Below are 21411 nucleotides of genomic sequence, written 5' to 3'. Positions count from 1 at the left end.
TCAAACTTATGCAGCCACGGTCGGTGACGCGCCCGCCGCGGCCTGCTGGCGAAGCGCAAAGCGCTTCAGCTTGCCGGTCTCGGTCTTGGGCAGTTGCGTCACGAACTCGATGGCGCGCGGATATTTGTAAGGCGCGATCTCGCGCTTCACGTGGTTCTGCAACTCGGTTGCCAGCGCGTCGCTCCCTGCCTGACCGGGAGCGAGAACGACATAAGCCTTTACGATCATGCCGCGGTCGGCATCGGGGCAACCGACAACGCCACAATCGACCACGGCTTCATGGGTGAGCAACGCAGCTTCAACGTCGGGGCCGGCAATATTGTAACCCGCCGACACGATCATGTCGTCCGAGCGCGACTGATACCAGAAGTAACCATCCTCATCCATCAGGAAGGTATCGCCGGTGATATTCCAGCCGTTTTGCACGAATTTGAGCTGACGCGGATCAGCGAGATACTTGCAGCCCGTCGGGCCCTTGACGGCGAGACGGCCTAGCGTGCCGGGCGCCACTTCGTTGCCTTCGTCGTCAACGATCCTGGCGACATAGCCGGGCACCGGCTTGCCGGTCGAGCCCGGACGAATTTCCTCTTCGATGGCGCAGATGAAGATGTGCAGCATTTCGGTGCCGCCGATGCCATCCATCAGCTTGATGCCAGTTGCCTTCAGCCATGCATCGTAAGTGCCCTTCGGCAGCGTCTCACCGGCGGAGACGCATTTGCGCAGCGTCGAGAGATCATACTGGTCGATCTTGCCAAGAATGGCCCGATAGGCGGTCGGCGCGGTGAAGCAGACCGTGACCTTGTGCTTGGCAACAGCCACCGGCAGCTCTTCCGGGCCGGCCTTCTCGAGCACCACGAAGGACGCACCGATATGCAGCGGGAACAGTACGCCGCCAAAGCCAAACGTGAAGGCCAGCGGCGCCGAACCGATAAAGCGATCTTCCGGGCTGGCGCGCAGCACATTGCGTGCGAATCCGTCGCACACCGCGAGCATGTCGCGGTGGAAATGCATGGTGCCCTTCGGGTCGCCCGTTGTGCCCGACGTGAAGGCGATCAGGCAGATATCATCCGAGGCCGTATCGACGGCGGTGAATTCCGGGCTGGCCTCGGCGATCATCGCATCGAGTTCGGCTTCGCCGGTGCCCCAGTAGACAACGCGCTTGAGTTCGGGCGAAACCGCCTTGGCCTTCTCCATTTCGTCGGACAGCTTGCTGTCGCACAGCGCCAGCGAGATCTTCGCCTTCTGCAGCGGATAGGACAGTTCCTTGGCGCGCAGCAGCGGCATGGTCGACACGCAAACGCCGCCGGCCTTGATGATGGCGAGATAGGTTGCAACCATCATCGGATTGTTGGCCGAACGCAGCAGCACGCGACCGCCGGTAACCAGGCCAAGCTCGTTGACCAGAACGTTGCTGATCTTGTTCACGAGCTCATAGAGCTCGCGATAGGTGTAGCTCTCGTTCAGCCCGATCATGCACGGCGCATCGCCGCGCCCCTCGGCGACCCAGCGATCGAGAAATGGCACCACGCAATTGATGCGCGGCGGATAGTGAAATTCCGGCCGGGTGAACAGAAACTCCGGTAGCTGTTCCGGCGGGGGCATATTGTCCCGCGCGAACGTATCAACATGCGCCGTATAAGGCTTTGTCAGCTGAGTATCAGCGGCCATTGCAATGCTCCCGTCACGTCAGATGCCCGGCAACGTCATCCAAATATCATTTTAGACTTAAAACAGTTTTCCGCAACTGCGGAGTCTTGGGGCACGCCGAAATTTTCGGCGGAGGATGCGAATTTGCGCAGTTTGTTTAGGCAACCGCGCCTAAAGCGTGGCCAGCGCCTTTAGCCGCAGCACCATGGCGGACTGCGGATCGGCCAGCGGTGCGACGGCGGTAAAATGATTTGCGCCGGGAAGCGCCTCGAAGCGCGCGGGAATACGGACACCCCAGGCGTCGACGATGCTTTGGCTCTGCCGCAAATATTCGACACCCTCGTCGCCACCAACCACCGCATCGAGAGACCCGTGCAAAGGCGCCGGCCAGAACAACGGACTGACCTCACGGGCGCCGGCATCGTTCAAATGCAATGCATTGTTGATGGACGTCGGCACCAGCGGTGCCAGATCGAACAGGCCGGAGATCGCATAAGCACCGACAATCAGGTCCTGCGGCAGCGCGGAATCGAGCGCGCGCCAGTCCGTCGCCAGCATGCAGGCCGCGAGATGACCGCCCGCCGAATGGCCCGACACGACGAGCCGCCTGCCGAGCTTCGCCAGCTCGCGGGTCGCCGCACGCATCTGCGCGATGATATCACCGACCGAGACGTTCGGACACAAATCGTAGCTGGGGATCGCCACGCTGATGCCATGGCTGTTCAGCCCGCGCGCCAGATGGCTGAAGAACGAGGCATCCAGCGCCTGCCAGTAGCCACCGTGAATGAAGACGACAATCGGACCTTTGTCGCCGGCGGGAAAGTAGTCGATCGTGTGCCGTGCGCCTGAGCCATATGGAATGGCCCGCATCTGCACGCCGCTGTCGCGATAGGCTTTGGCGTCCTGTGCCCAGCCGGCGATCAGCGCAGAGCTTTCCGGGACTTTTGCGCGATTGTTGTATTCGGCTTCGAGATCGATCACTGCACTCACCGCGTCGCGTTTACGGCACCTTGCCGTTCGCTGCCTTTTGCGCCGCTTTCTGCGCAGAAGCCTTGGTCTTGGCCAGTAAACGCATCAGTTCGCGGACATCCTTCGGCGCCAGATCCGTGAAGATTTCGGCGATCCAGGTCTCATGCTCTTCGGCCATCTTGCGGAACTCGGCGCGGCCGAGTTTGGTGAGCCGGATCACCTGAACCCGACGATCGGTGTCGGAGGTGCGGCGATCGACGTGGCCGGATTCGACAAGACGCTCGACCAGACCGGTCACGTTGCCGTTCGACACCATCATGCGCTTCGAGACATCCGACAGGGTCATACCGTCGGGCACCTTGTCGAGCTGGGCCATCAGGTCGAAGCGCGGCAGCGTGACATCGAAGCGCTCGCGCAAGCGGCTACGGACTTCGCCCTCGATCAAGGTCGTACAGGTCAAGAGCCGGAGCCACAGGCGCAGCTCATCGCCGTGATCATCGGGAAGTTCGACGGCCTTGGTCTCGGAATCGAGAATCATGATGCAATCTTACCTGCTTGAAGCTCCTGCGGCGGCCGAGAGACCGGCAATCCACAATCTCGTACCGCCCCATACCGATCCTTTGACCTTCAAGGAATTTCCGTCCGACCGCAAGCCAAAACGCCGCAGCCTTGACCGCCGCCGATTTTGAATATTTCTTTAAGGTTCAAATAAATTGGCCTACGGTTTGCATAGCGTATTCGGCTGATTTCTGACGCCTGGAAGTCATTTACATTGCTTGCGGCTGCGCCCGTCGTGAGCATAATCTAGGCAAAAGAACAGAATTCTGGGTTGGCACGTTTTTCGGCTGCCTGTCGCGGTCGAGTGGAGGAGAAGTTAATGAAGCAGTCTTTCAAACTGGCCGGTTTGGCCGCCCTGATGATGAGCGTTTCGGCCATCCCGGCCATGGCGCAGGAAAAGATCAAGGTCGGCGTGATCGTGTCGCTGTCGGGCGCCGGTGCCGTGCTCGGCCAGCAGGCCCGCGACGGCTTCAATCTCGCGGTCAAGGATCTCGGCGGCAAGATGGGCGGCAAGGACGTCGAAGTCATCGTCGTCGATGACGAACTCAAGCCGGACGTCGCCGTGACCAAGGTCAAGGGCCTTCTGGAGCGTGACAAGGTCGACTTCGTGGTCGGTCCGATCTTCTCCAACATCCTCGGCGCGATCCACAAGCCGGTCACCGAGAACAAGACCTTCCTGATCTCTCCGAATGCCGGCCCGTCGAGCTACGCGGGCAAGGAGTGCAATCCGTACTTCTATGTGACGTCGTATCAGAACGATCAGATCCACCAGATCCTCGGTAACGTCGCCCAGAAGCGCGGCTACAAGAAGATCTATCTGATGACCCCGAACTATCAGGCCGGCAAGGACTTCGTCGCCGGCGTGAAGATGGACTTCAAGGGCGAGATTCTTGAGGAATCCTTCATCCCGCTCGGCACGCTCGACTTCCAGGCCGAGCTCTCCAAGATCGCATCGATGAAGCCTGACGCCGTGCTCACCTTCATGCCGGGCGGCATGGGCGTGAACCTCGTCAAGCAGTACAAGCAGGCCGGCCTGCTCGACCGCATTCCGTTCCTGTCGACCTTCACCGTCGATGAATCGACGCTGCCGGCTCAGCAGGACGCGGCGATCGGCATGTTCGGCGGCTCGAACTGGGCACCGACCCTCGACACTCCGCAGAACAAGAAGTTCGTCGCGGAATACGAGAAGGCCTATAACAGCGTGCCGGCGACCTACGCCTTCCAGTCCTATGACGCGGCCATGCTGATCAACAGCGCCGTCGTTGCCGTGAAGGGCGACCTCTCGGACAAGGCCAAGGTGGCTGCAGCCATGAAGAAGGCAGACTTCCCGTCGATCCGCGGCGGCTTCAAGTTCAGCAACAACGGCTATCCCGTTCAGGACTTCTTCCTGACCAAGGTTGCCAAGCGCGCTGACGGCAAGTTCCAGACCGAGATCGTCGAGAAGGTGTTCTCGAACTACGGCGATCGCTACGCCAAGGACTGCGCTGCGCAGTAATCGCCCTGGCGATCACTCATCACCGGGCCGTTGCCGCGAAGGCGGGACGGCCCGGTGTTTTATCGGCCCGTGTTTATCTCAGTATAGAAACCAAGTTATCTGATGACCCTCACGCTTGCCCTCGTCCAGATCCTGAACGGCTTGCAGTTCGGATTGATCCTGTTCCTGATCGCCGCCGGCCTCACGCTGGTGTTTGGCGTCATGGACTTCATCAATCTTGCACATGGCGTGCAATACATGGTCGGCGCCTATCTTGTCGCCGCCTTCACCGCCATGACCGGAAGTTTCGTCGCCGGCCTCGCACTGGCGCTACCAGCAGCCCTGATTTTCGGGCTCCTGCTGGAGGTCCTGATCTTTCGACATTTATATGATCGCGACCATCTCGATCAGGTGCTCGCGACCTTTGGCGTCATCATCTTCCTCAATCAGGCCGTCAAATACATCTGGGGCGCTGCGCCGCTAAATGTTGCAATTCCTGACGCGCTGTCGGGCGCGGTCGAGATCACCGACGGCATGCTCTATCCGGTGTGGCGTCTCGTCATCATCGCCGTCGGTCTTGCTGTCGGCCTCGCGCTCTATCTCGTCGTCAACAAGACCAAGCTTGGCATGCTCGTGCGTGCCGGCGCCAGCAACGCCGCCATGGTCTCCGCGCTGGGCGTCAACATCCGCCTGCTGTTCACCATCGTGTTCGGCGTCGGCGCCATGCTTGCGGGCTTCGCCGGCGCCATGGTTGCACCGATCCTCTCGGTAGAGCCCGGCATGGGCGACAACGTGCTCATTCTTGCTTTCGTGGTGATCGTCATCGGCGGCATCGGCTCGATCCGCGGTGCCTTCATCGCGGCGCTGCTGATCGGTCTCGTCGATACGCTCGGACGTTTCTTCGCGCCCACGCTGCTCAAGCTGCTGCTCGATTCCTCGGCGGCCAGCCAGACCGGCCGCGCCATTGCGCCGATGCTGATCTATATCCTGATGGCTGCGGTGCTGTTCTTCCGGCCATCCGGCCTGTTCCCGTCCAAGCAGTAACGGGAGCAGACCATGAACAATCTCGTCGACCTCGACACCCCCGCTTCGCCTGCCCTCGCAACGCCGCTGCGTACCAGCCGCGCCTATGTGCTGCCGCTGATCGTTTTCGCGATCTTCGCCCTTGTGCCACTCTCGGTGCTGTGGGGATCGCAGAGCTTCATCCTGGCGCTGGTCACGCGCATCATGATCCTGGCGCTGGCCGCCATGTCGCTCGATCTGCTGATCGGCTACGGCGCGATGATCTCGTTCGGCCATGCCGCCTATGTCGGCCTTGGCGCCTACAGTGTTGCGATCCTCGCCAGCCACGGCATCACCGACGGCTTCATCCAGCTTGCGGTGGCGCTTGGTGTCTCGCTCATCTTCGCTCTCTTCACAGGCGCGATCTCGCTGCGGACCAAGGGCGTCTATTTCATCATGATCACGCTGGCTTTCGGCCAGATGCTGTTCTTCCTCGGCACTTCGCTGGCTGCCTATGGCGGTGACGACGGGCTAACACTGGCCTCGCGCAGCATGTTCTTCGGCTCGAAGTTCCTGAAGAACGATGTGACGATGTATTACGTCGCCTTCGGCGTGCTGCTCGGCGCTTATCTGCTGCTCCGCGCCATCGTCGCGTCACGCTTCGGTCGGGTGCTACGCGGCATTCGCGAGAATCCCGTGCGCATGGAGGCGATCGGCTTTGCGCCCTATCGTTATCAGCTGACGGCCTATGTCATTGCCGGCATGATTGCCGGCGTGTCGGGCTTTCTGCTCGCCAACCAGACCGAATTCGTCAGCCCGGCCTATACGGCCTGGCAGCGCTCCGGCGACCTGATCTTCGTACTCGTGCTCGGCGGTCTCGGCTCACTGCATGGCGCGATCATCGGCGCAGCCGTGTTCAGCCTGCTCGCAGATATCCTGTCGCATTACACGGAGAACTGGGCACTGATCTTCGGACCCATCCTCATTCTCGTCGTGCTCTATGCCCGCGGCGGCATTACCGGATTGTTCGGGAGCAAATCATGAGTAACGCTCCGCTTCAGCTGCAGAACATCTGCAAGAATTACGGCGCGCTACGCGTCACCGACGATGTGTCGCTGAATATCGAGGCCGGCGAATTGCACGCCATCATCGGCCCCAACGGCGCCGGCAAGACCACGCTGATCCACCAGATCTCCGGCCACGCGCAATCGGACTCCGGCCGCATTATCTTTGACGGCCAGGACGTCTCCCGTTTGCCAATGGCAGAACGTGCGCGGATGGGCCTGGTGCGCTCGTTCCAGATTACCTCGATCCTGCCGCGCTTCTCCGCGCTGGAGAATGTCGCCATCGCCGTGCAGGCGCGCAGCGGATCGAGCTTCAGTTTCTTCGGAAATGCGTCGAAGGAGCCGGCACTGAATGACGCCGCGATGGCGCTGTTGTCGCGCTTCGGCCTCGCCGCTCGCGCAGGCGTGCCGGCCGGGCAGATGTCGCATGGCGAGAAACGCCAGCTCGAAATCGCCATAGCGCTAGCGGCGAAGCCGAAACTGCTGCTGCTCGACGAACCGCTCGCCGGCACCAGCCACGATGAATCGCAACGGCTGATCAACACGCTGCAGGAACTGCGCAAGGAGCTTCCCATCGTGCTGATCGAACACGATATGGACGCCGTGTTCGCACTGGCTGACCGCGTCTCGGTCCTTGTTTACGGCCGCATCATCGCATCAGGTTCGCCGCAAAGCATTCGCGACAATGCGGAGGTGCGTGCCGCCTATCTCGGCGAGGAGGCCGCCTGATGCTCACCGTATCCAATCTGCAGGCCGCCTATGGTGCGGCGAAAGTGCTGTTCGATATTTCGCTCACCATCAATGCCGGTGAAGTCGTTACCCTGCTCGGTCGCAACGGCATGGGCAAGACGACCACCATCAACGCCATCATGGGCCTGATTCATCCAACCGGTGGCACGGTCACCTTCGACGACAAGCCGATGGCCGGCTTGCCGTCCTATCGTATCGCCCAGGCGGGCATTGGCCTCGTGCCGGAAGGTCGCCAGATCTTCCCGACGCTCACCGTGGAAGAGAACCTGATCGCCACCGCCGCCGTGCGCCATCCGCCGGCGCGCTGGACGCTGGACAAGATCTACGAGTTGTTTCCGCGCCTCAAGGAGCGCCGCAGCAATCTCGGCACGCAATTGTCGGGCGGCGAGCAGCAGATGCTGGCGGTCGGGCGCGCGCTGATGACCAATCCGAAGCTGCTCATTCTCGATGAAGCCACCGAAGGCCTCGCCCCGCTCATTCGCCTTGAGATCTGGAATTGCCTGAAGAAGCTCAAGGCCGAGCGTCAGTCCATTCTGGTCATCGACAAGAATGTCGATGCGCTGGCCGGCTTCGCCGATCGTCATGTCGTGATCGAAAAAGGCCGTGTCGTATGGACCGGCACATCCGAGCAACTGAAGAGCGACTCCACTGTGAAGGACCGTTTCCTCCACGTTTGATCAACTGTTTTCGAGTACCACCCGACGCGTCGTAATGCGTGACCCAAGGAAGGACCAACCATGAAGACCGAGATCGCCGGCATCACCCGCGCCAATGAAGGCATGCAGGGCATCACATGGAACATCCTCGGCCAGACCTATGTGCCGAAGAACTGCACCGAGGATTCGTTCTCGTGGCACGCCACCTTCCCGCCCGGCACTTTCGTGCCGCCGCACATCCATCCTGATCAGGATGAGTATCTCTACATCCTCGAAGGCAAGCTGGACTTCTTCCTCGGCGGATCTGAAACGTCGGCTACGCCGGGCGATCTGGTGCGGCTACAGCGCGGCATTCCGCACGGCATCTTCAACAAGTCCGATCAGAACGCCAAAGTGCTGTTCTGGGTTTCGCCGAGCCGCCGGCTCTATGACCTGTTCTGGGCGATCCACAACATGAAAGAACAGAAGCCCGAGGACGTTGTGGCGCTCGCCGCCGAATACAACATCCACTTCCTGCCGCCGCCTCCCGGCGCGTAAGCGCGGCTCTTCGTTCAGGCCACATACCATCATCGACGTCATGGCCGGGCTTGTCCCGGCCATCTACGTCTTAAGCGGCGCCCAAAACGTGGATGCCCGGACAAGCCCGGGCATGACGAAAGCTAAGTTCTCGATTTGCAGCGAGCTATATCAGCCGTTCACCACGGCAAGTCCCGGCGAGGCCGCAAAGCCAGCCTTATGCGCATAGCCCTTCACGATCGCTTCACGCTGCGCGTAGCTCAACACGTTCTCGACATTGTCGAAGCCGTCCGGCGCGATCTGCTCGACAGCATCGATCACGCCTTCCGGACCGCCGCGGCGGTTGGAGCGCACGATCTCCGCGGTCATCGGCAGGCGCTTGCGCTCATAGGCCATCAGCGCCTGGCGCGGATGTTCGGCATGGGCCAGCGAGTCGGCCAGCGCGCGCGCATCGAGGATCGCCTGCGAGGCGCCGTTGGAGCCGACCGGATACATCGGATGCGCAGCGTCGCCGAGCAGCGTGACGCGGCCGCCTGACCAATATGGCAGTGGATCGCGGTCGCAGCAGGGATACTCCCAGAATTCCGGCGTCGCCGTGATCAGCGCGGGCACGTCGATATGCGGCACATTGAAACGCGCCACATGCGGCATCAATTCGTCGCGCTTGCCGGGGCGTGACCAGTCCTCGCGGCGCGGCGGCAATGTGCCACCCTCGCCGGTCTTCACCAGCACCGCCCAGTTGGTCAGCCGGTTGCCCGGCGTCTCACCCTCGGCGATCGGATAGACCACAACCTTGGCATGGAGACCACCGGCGACGATCATCGAATTTCCGGTCAGGAAGGCCGGCCAGTCGCGCGCGCCACGCCACAGCATCAGACCGTTCCAGACCGGATGTCCTTCGTTCGGGAACAGCGTACTGCGGACCTTGGAATGGATGCCGTCGGCGCCGATCAGGATATCGCCGCGCGCTGTCTCGACGTGATTGTTGTTGCGATCAAAGAAATAGGCGGTGACGCCGCCTTCGTCTTGCGTAAAGTGACCGAGCCGACGACCTGTGTGAATCGCCTCAACGCCAAGGCGCTCTTCTACCGCGCGATGAATCGTGGTCTGCAGGCGGCCGCGATGGATCGAGAATTGCGGCACGTCGTGGCCGGCGCCGAAGCCCCGTTTCTCGCGCCAGACTTCCTGCCCGTGACGGTTGAGGTAATGTAGCTCATCGGTGCGGATTGCCACCGCGTCGAGGCGATCGAGCAGACCGAGACCAGCGAGTTCGCGGATCGCGTGGGGTAGCGTGTTAATGCCAACGCCGAGTTCGCGGATGGTGTCAGCCTGTTCAAAGAGTTCGCAATTGATGCCCCGCGCCCGCAGCATCAAGGCGGTGGTCAAACCGCCAACGCCGCCACCCACGATGATTGCTTTCATCAGCCCAACTCCACTTTACGCACCGCCCAGAATTTAACCGGTAAACTCGCATGCCCAGTCATTCAGCTGCAAGTGGCTTTGCCGCCTCGGCACGCATCTCGGCGCGGGTCTTCGGCTTAGCCTTAATTTTCAGGTCTTCGAAATCCTGCTTGTCCCTGACGCTGTTGCGGAAAATCTGGTCCTTGCCGGGCATATATTGCGGCGGGCAATAGGCGTCCTTTGCACCATACCAGGCCGCCGCCTTGATGGTGAAGGACGGGTCAGTCAGGTGCGGACGGCCGAGCGCGACGAGATCCGCGCGGCCGGCGGCCAGGATCGTGTTGACCTGATCCGCTGACGTGATGTTGCCGACGCACATGGTGGCGACGCGCGCCTCGTTGCGGACCTGATCTGAAAACGGCGTCTGGAACATGCGACCGTAGATCGGACGCGACTCCTTGACGGTTTGCCCCGTCGAGATGTCGACGAGGTCGACACCGGCTTCGGCGAAGGCACGGGCGATCTGCACCGCATCGTCACCGGTGTTGCCACCTTCGGCCCAGTCGGTCGCCGAGAAGCGAACCGACATCGGCTTGTGTGCCGGCCATGCCGCACGCATGGCCTCGAACACTTCGAGCGGGAAGCGCAGCCGGTTCTCAAGGGAGCCGCCATATTCATCGGTGCGCTTGTTGGTCAGCGGCGACAGGAAGCTCGCCAGTAGATAGCCGTGCGCCGTATGCATCTCGAGCATATCGAAGCCACAGCGGTCACCACGGATCGTGGCGGCCACGAACTCCGCCTTGACGCGGTCCATACCGGTGCGATCGATTTCCGCGGGCACCTGACTATCCGGATAGTAGGCCAGCGGCGACGCCGAGACGATGTCCCACGCGCCATCGGCGAGCGGGCGATCCATGCCGTCCCACATCAGTTTGGTTGCGCCCTTGCGGCCGGCATGGCCGAGCTGCAGACAGATCTTCGCAGCCGAGGTCGAGTGGACGAAATTGACGATGCGCTTCCACTGCGTTTCCTGCTCGTCGGTCCACAGACCTGCGCAGCCGGGCGTGATGCGCGCGTCGCGGCCAACGCAGACCATTTCGGTGAAGACGAGACCGGCGCCGCCAATGGCGCGCGAGCCGTAATGCACCAGATGGAAATCGTTCGGTACGCCCTCTTCCGCCGAATACATACACATCGGCGACACCACGGCGCGATTGACGAGCACCATGTCCCGCATCTTGAACGGCTGGAACATCGGCACTTCCGGCTTTTCGACATCGACGTCGAAGCCCTGTGCGCGCACCTTCTGCGCAAACGACTTGTCGACTTCCTTGACGAAGTCCGGCGCTCGCAGCGTCAGGTTATCATAGGTGATCGCCTTTGCGCGGGTCATGACGCCGAAAGCGAACTGCACGGGGTCGAAATCCCAGAAGCGATCCACGTGCTCGAACCAGACCAGCGAGACATCGGCGGAGTGCTGGATCTTTTCGGTCTCCTCGCGGCGACCGTGTTCGTAGTCATGCAACCCGGCCTCGACAGTGGGCGCCTTCGCCATCGCATCATGCAGCGCGATGGCATCCTCCATGGCGAGCTTGGTGCCCGAACCAATGGAAAAATGTGCCGTCGCCTTGGCGTCGCCGAGCAGCACCATGTTGTCCTTGACCCAGCGCTTGTTGCGGATCATCGGAAAATTGCGCCACATCGAGCGGTTGATCAGCAGCTTGTGATCGCCGAGAAACCACTTGAAAATCTCGTGCATGCGCTCGGCGGATTCCTGCTCGCCAAGGCCTTCGAGGCCGGCGCGCTTGAAGGTCTCCGGATCGGTCTCGAAGATCCAGGTCGAGCGGCCAGCCTCATACTGATAGGCGTGCGCAATGAACGGCCCCCACTCGGTTTCCTGGAACAGGAAGGTGAAAGCATCGAGCGGCTTGGTCGAGCCCATCCAGGTGAACTTGTTCGACCGAATATCCACTTCCGGCGCGAAGTGCTCGATATACTTGTTGCGGAAGTGGCTATTGATGCCATCGGCCAGCACGATGAGATCGGCATCCGCGAAACGCGCTTCGTCGGTGATATCGACTTCGAACAACAGATGGACGCCAAGTTCACGTGCGCGATCCTGCAGGATCATCAGCAGCGTGCGGCGCGAACAGCCGCAGAAGCCGTTGCCGCCGACGCGGTGGACAGTGCCGCGGAAGTGCACGGCGATATCGTCCCAGTAAGCGAATTCCTGGGTGATGCGCTGATAGCTGGGAAGATCGTATTTCTCGAAATTATCGAGGGTGGCGTCGGAGAACACCACACCGAAACCGAAGGTGTCGTCAGGGCGGTTGCGCTCATAGACCGTGATCTCTGCCTGCGGGCGCTGCTTCTTCAGCAGGATCGCAGAATAGAGGCCCGCCGGCCCGCCACCGATAATCGCGATCTTCATGACAGCCTCCGCAGTCGTGCCTGGATGGAGATATTTTAAACCTAAAACAATTCCTGGCAAGCCTGACAAACCGGCAATTCGCCAGCTTTGATGCACATCAAATTATCAGTCGGCGCGATGCATCTTGAATTTGCTCGCGCCCGCGCGAGGCGACTTGTTGAAACTCTGTCATGGCCGGGCCTGACCCGGCCATCCATCTTACCACCCGCATTGCCGCCAAAGATGGATGCCCGGGTCAAGCCCGGGCATGACGGTGCGTGTGTCTCAATTACCCTCAAACTTCGGCTTCTGCTTGTTGGCAAAGGCATGGAACGCCCGGGCAAAATCCTCGGTGGTCATGCACAGCGCCTGCGCCACGGCCTCGGCTTCGATCGCCTCTTCCACCGACATCGCCCATTCCATCGACAGCATTCGCTTGGTCATGGTGTTGGCATAGGTCGGGCCCTCGGAAATCTGCTTGGCCAGTGTCTGTGACTGGCTCAGCACCTCCGCAGGCGCGACGATGCGGCTGAAGAAGCCCCAGCGCTCGCCCTCCTCGGCCGTCATGAAACGGCCGGTATAGAGCAGCTCCGACGCACGGGACTGGCCGATGATGCGCGGCAGGATCGCGCAAGCACCCATGTCGCAGCCGGCGAGACCTACCTTGTTGAACAGGAAGCCGACCTTGGCGCCGGTCGCAGCCAGACGCATGTCGGAGGCCATCGCCATGATGGCGCCGGCGCCGGCGCAGATGCCTTCCACTGCGGCGATGATCGGCTGCGGGCAGGCGCGCATCGCCTTGACCAGATCGCCGGTCATGCGCGTGAAGGCGGTGAGATCCTTGGTATTCATCTCGATCAGGGGACCGATGATTTCGAACACGTCGCCGCCCGACGAGAAATTGCCGCCGGCGCCGGTAACGACCACGACCTTGACGTCGTCATCCATCGCGCAGGCACGGAAGAAATCGGTCAGTTCGCGGTAGCTCTGGAAGGTCAGCGGGTTTTTACGCTCGGGCCGGTTCAGCGTCACCGTTGCGATGCCATCGGCCACCGCCAGCAGGAAATGCTCAGGCTTGAACTCGGCCAGCGGCAGCGTGACGGGATTGGCGACCTTGTTCTTGACCATGACTGACATATTGGCTCCCAGTAATTCGTTCGGTTCTTGTTGTTGCGTATCGATCAGACTTCGCCGCCGGCGACGGCGATGCTCTGGCCGGTGATGGAACTGGCGCCAGTGCCGCACAGCCACAGCACCGCGTCAGCGACTTCGCCCGACGTCACCAGACGGCCCTGCGGATTATGCTTGGCCAATTCGGCAACAGCTTGTTCGCGCGTACGGCCAGTCTTGCTCATGATGTTGTCGATGCTGCCTTCGAGCAGATCAGTCTCGGTAAAGCCTGGGCACACAGCATTCACAGTGACACCGCTTTTCGCGACTTCCAGCGCCACCGAACGTACCAGACCGATAACGGCGTGCTTCGCAGCGCTATAGGCGCTCACATAACCATAGCCCTTCAGGCCAGCCGTCGAAGCAATCGCAACGATGCGGCCACTCTTTCGCTTGACCATCTCGGGCAGCACAGCCTGCGTTGCATAGACGACGCCCATGAAATTCACATCCATCATGCGCTGGAACAGCGCTGCATCCGATTTCACGAATGGGGCAGACTCCGCAGCGCCCGCATTTGCCACCAGAATATCGATCGGCTGGCGTTTCGCCGCGTCCGCTATCGCGGCATTCAGCGCAGCCTGATCGGACACATCAGCCATGATCGCATAATGCGCGTCACCGGCCGCGACCACCTCGTCCAGCACTGCAAGATTGCGGCCCATGATGGTGACGGTCGCGCCAGCTCGCACCAGTGATGCCGCAATGGCGCGGCCGATGCCGCGGCCGCCACCGGTCACCAGAGCGTGGGAGGAGCGAGACAATCCGGACATGCGTGACCTTCCGCGAGCTCTCCATGAGCTCATCCGATATATTTTAAACTTCAAGCTTTTGCAAGAAAGCGGGGCGCACGAGCTGGCTCTAGCGGCTCCGGCGGAGCGTATCCGATGGGCTCTCGCCGTAACGGGCACGGTAGAAGCTGGCCATCCGGCTCGGATGGGTAAAGCCGAGATCGAAGGCCATATCGATGACCCGCTCGCCCGGCGCAGCCCGCAGCAATCGTGCATTCAAATGCGTCAGCCGGATATCGAGCAGCGCATCGGAAATCGACATGCCGAAATGCTTCTGGAAGCCGAGCTGCAGCGAACGTATCCCGATGCCAGCTGCGCGCGAGAGCCGATCGAGATCGAGCGGCTCAGTGGCATGAGCCTCAAGATAGTCCCGTGCCTTTCTCAGCACCGATGGCAGCGGACCAAGGCGCGCAAGGGTGCGGTCGATGGTGTCGGTGAGCGTATGACGCTGACCGGTCAGCAACAATCCAATCACGGAGTCACGCAGGATCGCCGCCATCATGGGCGAAATCTGCTGCCCTGGTCCGCGATGCTCCGCGAGATCAACGAGGTATTCGATCTGGGACCGGATCGCGAGACCGAACGGCGTATTGAGGTCGACCTCCGGATCAAACTCGATGACCGCTCCGGATCTTTCCGCCAGCGCCGCCGCGCGCTCTTCTACGAGCCGCCGTTCGACCAGCAGGATCAGCTTGGCGCAATCGTCCTGCCAGACCATCTTTGTCGGCATGGTCGGCGACAGCAAGGAAGCGAAACGCCCTGCCGACACCTCGATCGTCCGGCCACCGGTATTGATCCGGGCACCGCCATGCATTGGTATCTGCAGCAGGAAGAAGCGATCGAGACAGCCGGGATCGATCGATACCGAACCGCCATAGGACACATAGTTCACCGAGAAGCCATCGAACGCGGCACAGTTATGGAGCGCGTGAAAATCCGGCCAGGAGCGCTGCAAGGGATCGAGCGCATGCGGGCAGAAGATGCGCCCGATCGAATCGGCAGCCTCGTCGATATCCCTGGTGAAAACGCGAGAGAACGCCGCAAGCCTTGCAGCGCGGGCCGGCTGGGCATTCCCTGATACGGCTGCGTCCAACACCATGGTCCGATCGCCTGCGTTATTTGAAGCCTAGACTATCCATGTCCCGTCACGCCGCATAGTCGGCACCCCGCCGCAAATATTGCCGTGCTGCACAACGAATGCGCAGGCCGGCGTCTTCCAAGATGAGTGTGCGGCGCAGCGTACGCGCGCCCCGCCTGCACCGGTAATTATTTCGTCGTTCGGATAGCGGATTCGTTCAACGGCTAGAGACAAGCCCCGAGGTCACGCAGCATCCTTGCAGACGTGAAACCCAAGGGAGCAGAACCATGGCGGCACTTGAAAAAGGCATTACCCAGAACGGCACCGGATATGGCGGCACCACGTGGAATATCCTTGGACAGGTCTATTTCCCGAAGGCCGTGACCGACTCCACCTTTGCTTTCGAGACCAACAGCGATCCCGGCCAGTTCGTGCCGGTGCATATCCATCCGACCCAGGAAGAGTTCATCCTGGTTCAGGAGGGTATTCTCGACCTCAAGCTCGACGGCCAGTGGGTCCGCGCCCATGCCGGCGATCTGGTCCGCCTGCCCCGCGGCATTCCGCATGGCTATTTCAACAAATCGGACAAGCCCGCCCGCGCGCTGTTCTGGGTCTCGCCGACACAGAAGCTCGAAGCCCTGTTCAAGCAATTGCACAATATGAGCGATATCGAAGCCATCGTGCGGGTCTCCGCCGAGCATGAAGTGAACTTCCTGCCACCGGAAGCCAACGACTAGGCTCAACAGCCGAACGGCACTCAACACTCCACGCGAACGTTTCGCGCAGATGTCCGTCTGCGCGCGCGAACCCGCACGTCCGCGATCCAACGCCGCATTCAGACAGGAGACGAGCCATGGTCAAACAGAAGAGCGTTTGCGTCATCGGCGCCGGTATCGCCGGCCTTGCCGCCGCCAAATCCTTCACAGCATGCGGACACAAGGTCACGATGCTTGAACGCAGCGGCGACCTCGGCGGCGTCTGGGAGCCAGCCCGCTCTTATCCAGAGGTGCAGACCCAGAGTCCCAAGGAACTCTATCGCTTCACCGACAAGCCGATGCCGGCGAGCTATCCGGAATGGCCCAAGGGGCCGCAGGTCCATGCCTATCTCACAGATTATGCACGCGACCACAATCTGATCCCGCTGATGCGCTTCAACACGACCGTCGTGAGCATGAAACGCCGCGAAGATGGACTCCCCGGCTGGACGCTTGAGACACGCGATGCGGCTGGCAACACCGCGCAGGAAACATTCGATTTCGTGGCGGTCTGCACCGGGCAATTCAACGAGCGCAAGGAGCTACATCACCCCGGCGAGGACGCGTTCAAGGCCGACGGCGGCGTGATCCTGCATTCGGCGGAGCACACGGATTCATCTATCGTCAAAGGCAAGAAGATCGTCGTGCTCGGCGGCTCAAAATCGGCCACCGATATCGCCGTGCATTCAGTCAATGCCGGCGCCAGCGCCGTCACCTTCGTCTATCGCGAGCCGGTGTGGCGCATTCCCTATTTCATCGGCGGCCTGATCAACTTCAAGCGCATCCTCTATATTCGTGCGCAGGAGGAGATGTTTCGGGGCTGGGGCCTGACTGCGCTCTCGCGGCTCAATCACGCCATCGCCAAACCCTTCATCTGGGCCAACTGGCGCGGGCTCGAAGCCATGCTGAAGACCCAGCTGAAGCTGAAGAAATGCAACATGGTACCTGAAGGCCGCATCGAGGACGGCATCAACTGCTCGGTGCCGATCGCCACGCCGAACTTCTTCCCGATGGTCGCCGATGGACGCATCAAGGCGGTCCGTGGCACCTTCGATCACTATGACGGCAAGACCATCGTGATGTCAGAAGGCCAGCGCGTCGAGGCTGACGTTGCTGTGCTGGCTATCGGCTTCACACTCGGCGTGCCGTTCCTGCCGCAGCACTATCGCGACAAGCTCATTCAGGACGACGGGCAGTACCGGCTGTATCGCGTGATCGCCAATCCGGATCTGCCGGACATGGGCTTTGTCGGCTTCAATTCCAGCTTCTGCTCGGTGCTGACAGCGGAAATGGCCGCCAACTGGCTGGTGCGCTATGCCGACGGCAAGCTGGCGAAACAGCCGACCGCCGCCCAGATGCATGCGGATATGGACAAGATGCTGCATTTCAAGCGCGTCGAACGACCCGCAGCCGGCGTTTATGGCGGACTATGCGTGGCGCCCTATCACTTCAGGCATTTCGACGAACTGCTCGACGACATGGGCGCCACCAGCAAACGGCGCGGCGCGCTGGTAGAGAAATTCACCCCGCCGGATGCGGAGGCCTATGCGCGGTTTCTTGCGTCGGCGCCGAACTACAAGGCGGACACGACAGCCGCGTGAGGTGTCAGGCGAGTCGTGATCGGCTCGCCTTTTCCGCTCAATTGGCCTGCGCCGCCTTGATGAGCTCGCGACCGATGATGACCTTCTGGACTTCGGTTGCGCCTTCATAGATGCGCAGCGCGCGAATCTCGCGATAGAGCTCCTCGACCTTGACGCCCGACTGCACGCCCATGCCGCCGAAGATTTGAACCGCACGGTCGATCACTGTCTGTGCCGCTTCGGTCGCGAACATCTTGGCCATGGCGGCTTCGCGCGTGATGCGCGCGGCGCCCTGATCCTTGGTCCAGGCCGAACGATAGACCAGCAGAGCCGACGCATCGATGGACGTGGCCATCTCCGCGAGTCCCGCTTGCGTCAGCTGAAGATCGCCCAGCGTATGGCCAAACATTTTTCGCGTGACCGAGCGATGCAGCGCTTCATCGAGCGCGCGACGCGCAAGACCGAGCGCGGCTGCGCCTACCGTCGAGCGGAACACATCGAGCGTCGCCATCGCCACCTTGAAGCCCTCGCCGTCCTTGCCGATACGGTTCGCCAGAGGCACGCGGCAATCCTCGAATTTCAACGTGGCCAGCGGATGCGGCGCGATCACATCGATCCGCTCCGCAATCGTGAAGCCGGGCGTGTCCGCACCGACGACGAAAGCGCTGATGCCGCGCGCGCCGGATTCGCCCGTGCGCAGAAACACCACATACTGGTCGGCAATGCCGCCATTGGAAATCCAGGTCTTGAGGCCGTTGATGCGGACATGATCCGGACCATCAGGCACCGCCGTCGTCGTCATCGCAGCGACATCCGAACCTGCATCGGGCTCCGACAGTGCAAACGCTGCAATGGCCTCGCCGCTGGCGACGCGCGGCAGATAACGCGACTTCAATGCTTCCGAGCCGAACAGACTGATCGGGCCGGTGCCGAGTCCCTGCATCGCAAACGCGAAGTCGGCGAGACCGCTCTCATAGGCGAGCGTTTCGCGGATCAGACACAGCGAGCGCACATCGAAGGTTGGAAACATGCCGCCATGGCTTGCCGGTACCGCTGCGCGCAACCATCCGCCGTCGCCAAGCGCCTTCACCAGACGCTTGCAGGAGCCATCGACGTCATGGTGATCGACTAGACCAGGCAATGTCGCCTTGGCCCAGCGCGACAGGCCCGTGGCCAGCTCGCGGTGATGGTCCTCGAAAAACGGCCAGGACAAAAATGACTGATCGGACATGGCTTCCTCCCTCGATGCATCGGCAATCAACATTGTTTTAAACCTAAAGAAATTTCGGACAAGGGCGATGGCCGAACTTCACAACATCGCCAAGCGGAAGGCGCAGGGTCCATCACTCGGAGACCCAACCTCTAACAACGACGTGCCTCCGGATGAGGCAATCCACAACCCTTTAAGTCTAAAACTATCGCTTTTCATATATCTCGGACATGCTAGGATCACCCTTGTCCGACAGCACAGGAGGCGTATGCGTGCCAAATTCTGCAGCCCTGACGACGAAGGACGGCCGCTTCGGCTTTGAAGCCAAAGGCTCCCCCGCGGCGACGCCGCTGGTGTTTCTGCATGGGATCGGCGGTGCCGGTCGCGGCTGGCGTAACCAACTCGAGGCGTTCGGCGACCGCTACTACGCCATCGGCTGGGACTCGCCGGGCTATGGCGGTTCGAAGCAACTTGAGACGCCCAGCATCCCGGCCTTCGCCGAAGCCCTGAAGGATTTCCTCGCGCAGATTGGCGCCAGGAAACCGGTGCTGGTCGGCCATTCCATTGGCGGCATGATCGTGCAGCGCTTCATGGTGGACTATCCCGATCTCGCCGGCGCCATCGTGCTGGCGCAGACCACCTCCGCCTTCGGCAGCTCCGACGGCGAATGGCAGAAGAATTTCATCGACGCCCGGCTTGGCCCGCTCGACCGTGGCGAGACCATGGTGTCGATGGCGCCGAAGCTGGTGGCAGGCCTGATCGGCGACAATCCGGATCCTGCCGGCCTTGAACTCGCACGCGACTGCATGGCGTCTGTGAAGCCCGACACCTACCGCGCCTCGATGAAGGCGATGATCGGCTTCGATCTGCGCAAGAACATCGCGAACATCAAAATACCGACTTTAGTCCTATCCGGTTCGAAAGACAACAACGCGCCGGCAAAGACGATGGCAAAGATGGCGGGCCTCGTGCCCGGGTCGACCTATGTCGAACTCGAGGGCGTCGGCCATCTCGCCAGTTTCGAACGTCCGCACGAATTCAACGAAGTACTCGCCGACTTCCTCAAAACCAGCCACAACCTTTCGGGGTCATCCTCATGAACAAGCCCGCCAGCAAGCCAGACCTCGACAGCATCGTCCTCGACAAGCCGATGTTCGATCCGAAGGCCTATCGTCTCGACGACGAGCAGGCCGGGCTGATCGCCAAGGCGCGCGAGCTGGCGCAGGCTAACTTCGCCGGTCGCGCGGCGAAGTGGGATACCGAGGCCACCTTCCCGCTGGAGAACTACAAGGACCTGCACAAGGCGGGTCTGCTGGGCATCTCGATCCCGAAAGCCAATGGCGGTTCGGGCGCCGGCTATCAGACCTATTCGCTCGCTGCTGCCGAAATCGGCCGCTATTGCGGCGCCACCGCGCTGACCTGGAACATGCATGTCTGCTCGACGCTGTGGTCCGGCCCACTCGCCGATGACCTCGACATGGATGACCAGATGCGCGCCGAACAGCACCGCCGCCGCGCCATCCACTACAAGCGCATCGTCGAAGACGGCGCGATCTATTCGCAGCCGTTCTCCGAAGGCGGCGCAGCAGCCGCAGGCGGCGTTGCGTTCGGAACCGAAGCCAAGCCCGTCAAAGGCGGCTGGATCGTCAACGGCAAGAAGATCTTCGCGTCGCTGTCGGGCTTCGCCGATTACTACGGCGTGCTCTGCACCGAAGTCGCTGAGGGTGAGAAGGCTTCGCGCCGCAACACGCTGTATCTGGCGATTTCCGCCAAGTCCGAAGGCGTCTCGGTCGTCGGCGACTGGGATCCGCTCGGCATGCGCGGCACGGTCTCCCGCACGCTGATCTTCAAGGACGTGTTTGTGCCGGAAGATGCAGCGCTGATGCCGCGCGGCGTCTACTTCCAGGCCGCGATGCGCTGGCCGCACATGTTCCTGACGCTGTCACCGACTTACGTTGGTCTCGCGCAGGCATCGTATGATTTCACCGTGAAGTATCTCCGCGGCGAAATCCCGGGCATGCCGCCAGTCAAGCGCCGGATGTATCCGACCAAGCAGATCGCCGTGGCGCAGATGCAGATCAAGCTCGAACAGCTCAAGTCGATCTGGTTCCAGGCCGTGACCGAAGCCTGTGCCAATCCGAGCAAGGAGCAGGTGCTGCGCGCCTACGCCGCCCAGTACACCGTGATGGAAGGCGCCAACGAACTCGCCGCACTGGCGATCCGCACCTGCGGCGGTCAGGCCATGCTGAAGACGCTGCCGCTGGAGCGCATCTATCGTGACAGCCGCTGCGGTGCGCTGATGCTGCCCTGGACCGCCGAGCTTTGCCTCGACCGTATCGGCCGCGAGGCACTCTATGAGGCCGGTGAGAAAGACGAGTAA

Annotated in this window: 19 protein-coding genes; 10 read left to right on the top strand and 9 right to left on the bottom strand. The window is 61.4% G+C overall.

Annotated elements, in window-relative coordinates; genetic code table 11:
* Window positions 1-6 precede the first annotated feature (6 nt).
* From SFY93_RS13360 to SFY93_RS13350, 3 genes are all read right to left on the bottom strand, one after another.
* Window positions 7-1674 carry an AMP-binding protein gene (locus tag SFY93_RS13360; RefSeq protein WP_414717144.1) on the bottom strand — a complete coding sequence of 556 codons (1668 nt, stop codon included), beginning with the start codon at window positions 1672-1674 and terminating at the stop codon, window positions 7-9.
* A 144-nt stretch (window positions 1675-1818) separates the two neighbouring features.
* Entirely contained in the window at window positions 1819-2637 is an 819-nt protein-coding gene (locus SFY93_RS13355; RefSeq protein ID WP_320447456.1) for an alpha/beta hydrolase, read from the bottom strand.
* Between the two features lie 10 nt (window positions 2638-2647).
* A complete protein-coding gene (locus tag SFY93_RS13350) occupies window positions 2648-3154 on the bottom strand; it encodes a MarR family winged helix-turn-helix transcriptional regulator (protein ID WP_170849792.1) in 507 nt (168 codons plus the stop codon).
* 339 nt (window positions 3155-3493) lie between these two features.
* On the opposite strand from SFY93_RS13350, the gene SFY93_RS13345 reads away from it, so the two are divergent.
* The 6 genes from SFY93_RS13345 (at window position 3494) to SFY93_RS13320 (ending at window position 8657) form a co-directional block, all read left to right on the top strand.
* Window positions 3494-4669 carry an ABC transporter substrate-binding protein gene (locus SFY93_RS13345; protein ID WP_093760644.1) on the top strand — a complete coding sequence of 392 codons (1176 nt, stop codon included), beginning with the start codon at window positions 3494-3496 and terminating at the stop codon, window positions 4667-4669.
* Between the two features lie 102 nt (window positions 4670-4771).
* Window positions 4772-5692 carry a branched-chain amino acid ABC transporter permease gene (locus SFY93_RS13340; RefSeq protein WP_320447455.1) on the top strand — a complete coding sequence of 307 codons (921 nt, stop codon included), beginning with the start codon at window positions 4772-4774 and terminating at the stop codon, window positions 5690-5692.
* 12 nt (window positions 5693-5704) lie between these two features.
* Window positions 5705-6694, top strand: coding sequence for a branched-chain amino acid ABC transporter permease (locus SFY93_RS13335; protein WP_320447454.1), 990 nt, complete (start codon window positions 5705-5707; stop codon window positions 6692-6694).
* On the top strand, window positions 6691-7443 hold the full coding sequence (locus tag SFY93_RS13330; protein ID WP_320447453.1) for an ABC transporter ATP-binding protein: 753 nt from the start codon (window positions 6691-6693) through the stop codon (window positions 7441-7443). Before SFY93_RS13335 ends, SFY93_RS13330 begins: the two co-directional genes overlap by 4 nt.
* Entirely contained in the window at window positions 7443-8141 is a 699-nt protein-coding gene (locus SFY93_RS13325) for an ABC transporter ATP-binding protein (protein WP_320447452.1), read from the top strand. The genes SFY93_RS13330 and SFY93_RS13325 overlap by 1 nt, the downstream gene beginning before the upstream one ends.
* Window positions 8142-8201: 60 nt before the next feature.
* Window positions 8202-8657 (top strand): cupin domain-containing protein, encoded by a 456-nt coding sequence (locus tag SFY93_RS13320; RefSeq protein ID WP_089267419.1) that lies wholly within the window; start codon window positions 8202-8204, stop codon window positions 8655-8657.
* A gap of 150 nt (window positions 8658-8807) precedes the next feature.
* On the opposite strand, the gene SFY93_RS13315 is transcribed toward SFY93_RS13320, so the two are convergent.
* The 5 genes from SFY93_RS13315 to SFY93_RS13295 all read right to left on the bottom strand — a co-directional run bounded on the left by SFY93_RS13315 (window position 8808) and on the right by SFY93_RS13295 (window position 15507).
* Entirely contained in the window at window positions 8808-10058 is a 1251-nt protein-coding gene (locus tag SFY93_RS13315; protein WP_320447451.1) for a flavin-dependent oxidoreductase, read from the bottom strand.
* A gap of 58 nt (window positions 10059-10116) precedes the next feature.
* Complete coding sequence (locus SFY93_RS13310) at window positions 10117-12468, bottom strand: bifunctional salicylyl-CoA 5-hydroxylase/oxidoreductase (protein ID WP_320447450.1); 2352 nt, start codon at window positions 12466-12468, stop codon at window positions 10117-10119.
* Between the two features lie 264 nt (window positions 12469-12732).
* Window positions 12733-13575 (bottom strand): enoyl-CoA hydratase family protein, encoded by an 843-nt coding sequence (locus SFY93_RS13305; RefSeq protein WP_320447761.1) that lies wholly within the window; start codon window positions 13573-13575, stop codon window positions 12733-12735.
* A 53-nt stretch (window positions 13576-13628) separates the two neighbouring features.
* A complete protein-coding gene (locus SFY93_RS13300) occupies window positions 13629-14390 on the bottom strand; it encodes an SDR family NAD(P)-dependent oxidoreductase (protein WP_320447449.1) in 762 nt (253 codons plus the stop codon).
* 88 nt (window positions 14391-14478) lie between these two features.
* Entirely contained in the window at window positions 14479-15507 is a 1029-nt protein-coding gene (locus SFY93_RS13295) for an AraC family transcriptional regulator (RefSeq protein WP_320447448.1), read from the bottom strand.
* A gap of 266 nt (window positions 15508-15773) precedes the next feature.
* Between SFY93_RS13295 and SFY93_RS13290 the strand changes: the two genes are divergently transcribed.
* Together SFY93_RS13290 and SFY93_RS13285 are read left to right on the top strand one after the other, a co-directional pair.
* Window positions 15774-16223, top strand: coding sequence for a cupin domain-containing protein (locus SFY93_RS13290; protein WP_315841244.1), 450 nt, complete (start codon window positions 15774-15776; stop codon window positions 16221-16223).
* A 116-nt stretch (window positions 16224-16339) separates the two neighbouring features.
* Window positions 16340-17842: a flavin-containing monooxygenase gene (locus SFY93_RS13285; protein WP_320447447.1), complete on the top strand. Its 1503-nt coding sequence runs from the start codon at window positions 16340-16342 to the stop codon at window positions 17840-17842.
* A gap of 37 nt (window positions 17843-17879) precedes the next feature.
* Here the strand turns inward: SFY93_RS13285 and SFY93_RS13280 are convergent, their stop codons facing one another.
* Entirely contained in the window at window positions 17880-19052 is a 1173-nt protein-coding gene (locus SFY93_RS13280) for an acyl-CoA dehydrogenase family protein (protein ID WP_320447446.1), read from the bottom strand.
* Window positions 19053-19303: 251 nt separating this feature from the next.
* On the opposite strand from SFY93_RS13280, the gene SFY93_RS13275 reads away from it, so the two are divergent.
* Both SFY93_RS13275 and SFY93_RS13270 read left to right on the top strand, forming a co-directional pair.
* Window positions 19304-20131, top strand: coding sequence for an alpha/beta fold hydrolase (locus SFY93_RS13275; RefSeq protein WP_320447445.1), 828 nt, complete (start codon window positions 19304-19306; stop codon window positions 20129-20131).
* Complete coding sequence (locus SFY93_RS13270) at window positions 20128-21411, top strand: acyl-CoA dehydrogenase family protein (RefSeq protein ID WP_320447444.1); 1284 nt, start codon at window positions 20128-20130, stop codon at window positions 21409-21411. Before SFY93_RS13275 ends, SFY93_RS13270 begins: the two co-directional genes overlap by 4 nt.

The sequence above is a fragment of the Tardiphaga sp. 42S5 genome, assembly GCF_034044155.1.
GTDB classification, from domain to species: domain Bacteria; phylum Pseudomonadota; class Alphaproteobacteria; order Rhizobiales; family Xanthobacteraceae; genus Tardiphaga; species Tardiphaga robiniae.
Note: the sequence above shows the minus strand (reverse complement) of the source record. Positions and strands in the feature narration are given on the sequence as shown.

What these genes read in the sequence shown, in the direction of transcription:
- SFY93_RS13350 (WP_170849792.1), bottom strand. Translation starts at nt 3,154, where the DNA reads ATGATTCTCGATTCCGAGACCAAGGCCGTCGAACTTCCCGATGATCAC.
- SFY93_RS13345 (WP_093760644.1), top strand. Translation starts at nt 3,494, where the DNA reads ATGAAGCAGTCTTTCAAACTGGCCGGTTTGGCCGCCCTGATGATGAGC.
- SFY93_RS13340 (WP_320447455.1), top strand. Translation starts at nt 4,772, where the DNA reads ATGACCCTCACGCTTGCCCTCGTCCAGATCCTGAACGGCTTGCAGTTC.
- SFY93_RS13335 (WP_320447454.1), top strand. Translation starts at nt 5,705, where the DNA reads ATGAACAATCTCGTCGACCTCGACACCCCCGCTTCGCCTGCCCTCGCA.
- SFY93_RS13330 (WP_320447453.1), top strand. Translation starts at nt 6,691, where the DNA reads ATGAGTAACGCTCCGCTTCAGCTGCAGAACATCTGCAAGAATTACGGC.
- SFY93_RS13325 (WP_320447452.1), top strand. Translation starts at nt 7,443, where the DNA reads ATGCTCACCGTATCCAATCTGCAGGCCGCCTATGGTGCGGCGAAAGTG.
- SFY93_RS13320 (WP_089267419.1), top strand. Translation starts at nt 8,202, where the DNA reads ATGAAGACCGAGATCGCCGGCATCACCCGCGCCAATGAAGGCATGCAG.
- SFY93_RS13315 (WP_320447451.1), bottom strand. Translation starts at nt 10,058, where the DNA reads ATGAAAGCAATCATCGTGGGTGGCGGCGTTGGCGGTTTGACCACCGCC.
- SFY93_RS13310 (WP_320447450.1), bottom strand. Translation starts at nt 12,468, where the DNA reads ATGAAGATCGCGATTATCGGTGGCGGGCCGGCGGGCCTCTATTCTGCG.
- SFY93_RS13305 (WP_320447761.1), bottom strand. Translation starts at nt 13,575, where the DNA reads ATGGTCAAGAACAAGGTCGCCAATCCCGTCACGCTGCCGCTGGCCGAG.
- SFY93_RS13300 (WP_320447449.1), bottom strand. Translation starts at nt 14,390, where the DNA reads ATGTCCGGATTGTCTCGCTCCTCCCACGCTCTGGTGACCGGTGGCGGC.
- SFY93_RS13295 (WP_320447448.1), bottom strand. Translation starts at nt 15,507, where the DNA reads ATGGTGTTGGACGCAGCCGTATCAGGGAATGCCCAGCCGGCCCGCGCT.
- SFY93_RS13290 (WP_315841244.1), top strand. Translation starts at nt 15,774, where the DNA reads ATGGCGGCACTTGAAAAAGGCATTACCCAGAACGGCACCGGATATGGC.
- SFY93_RS13285 (WP_320447447.1), top strand. Translation starts at nt 16,340, where the DNA reads ATGGTCAAACAGAAGAGCGTTTGCGTCATCGGCGCCGGTATCGCCGGC.
- SFY93_RS13280 (WP_320447446.1), bottom strand. Translation starts at nt 19,052, where the DNA reads ATGTCCGATCAGTCATTTTTGTCCTGGCCGTTTTTCGAGGACCATCAC.
- SFY93_RS13270 (WP_320447444.1), top strand. Translation starts at nt 20,128, where the DNA reads ATGAACAAGCCCGCCAGCAAGCCAGACCTCGACAGCATCGTCCTCGAC.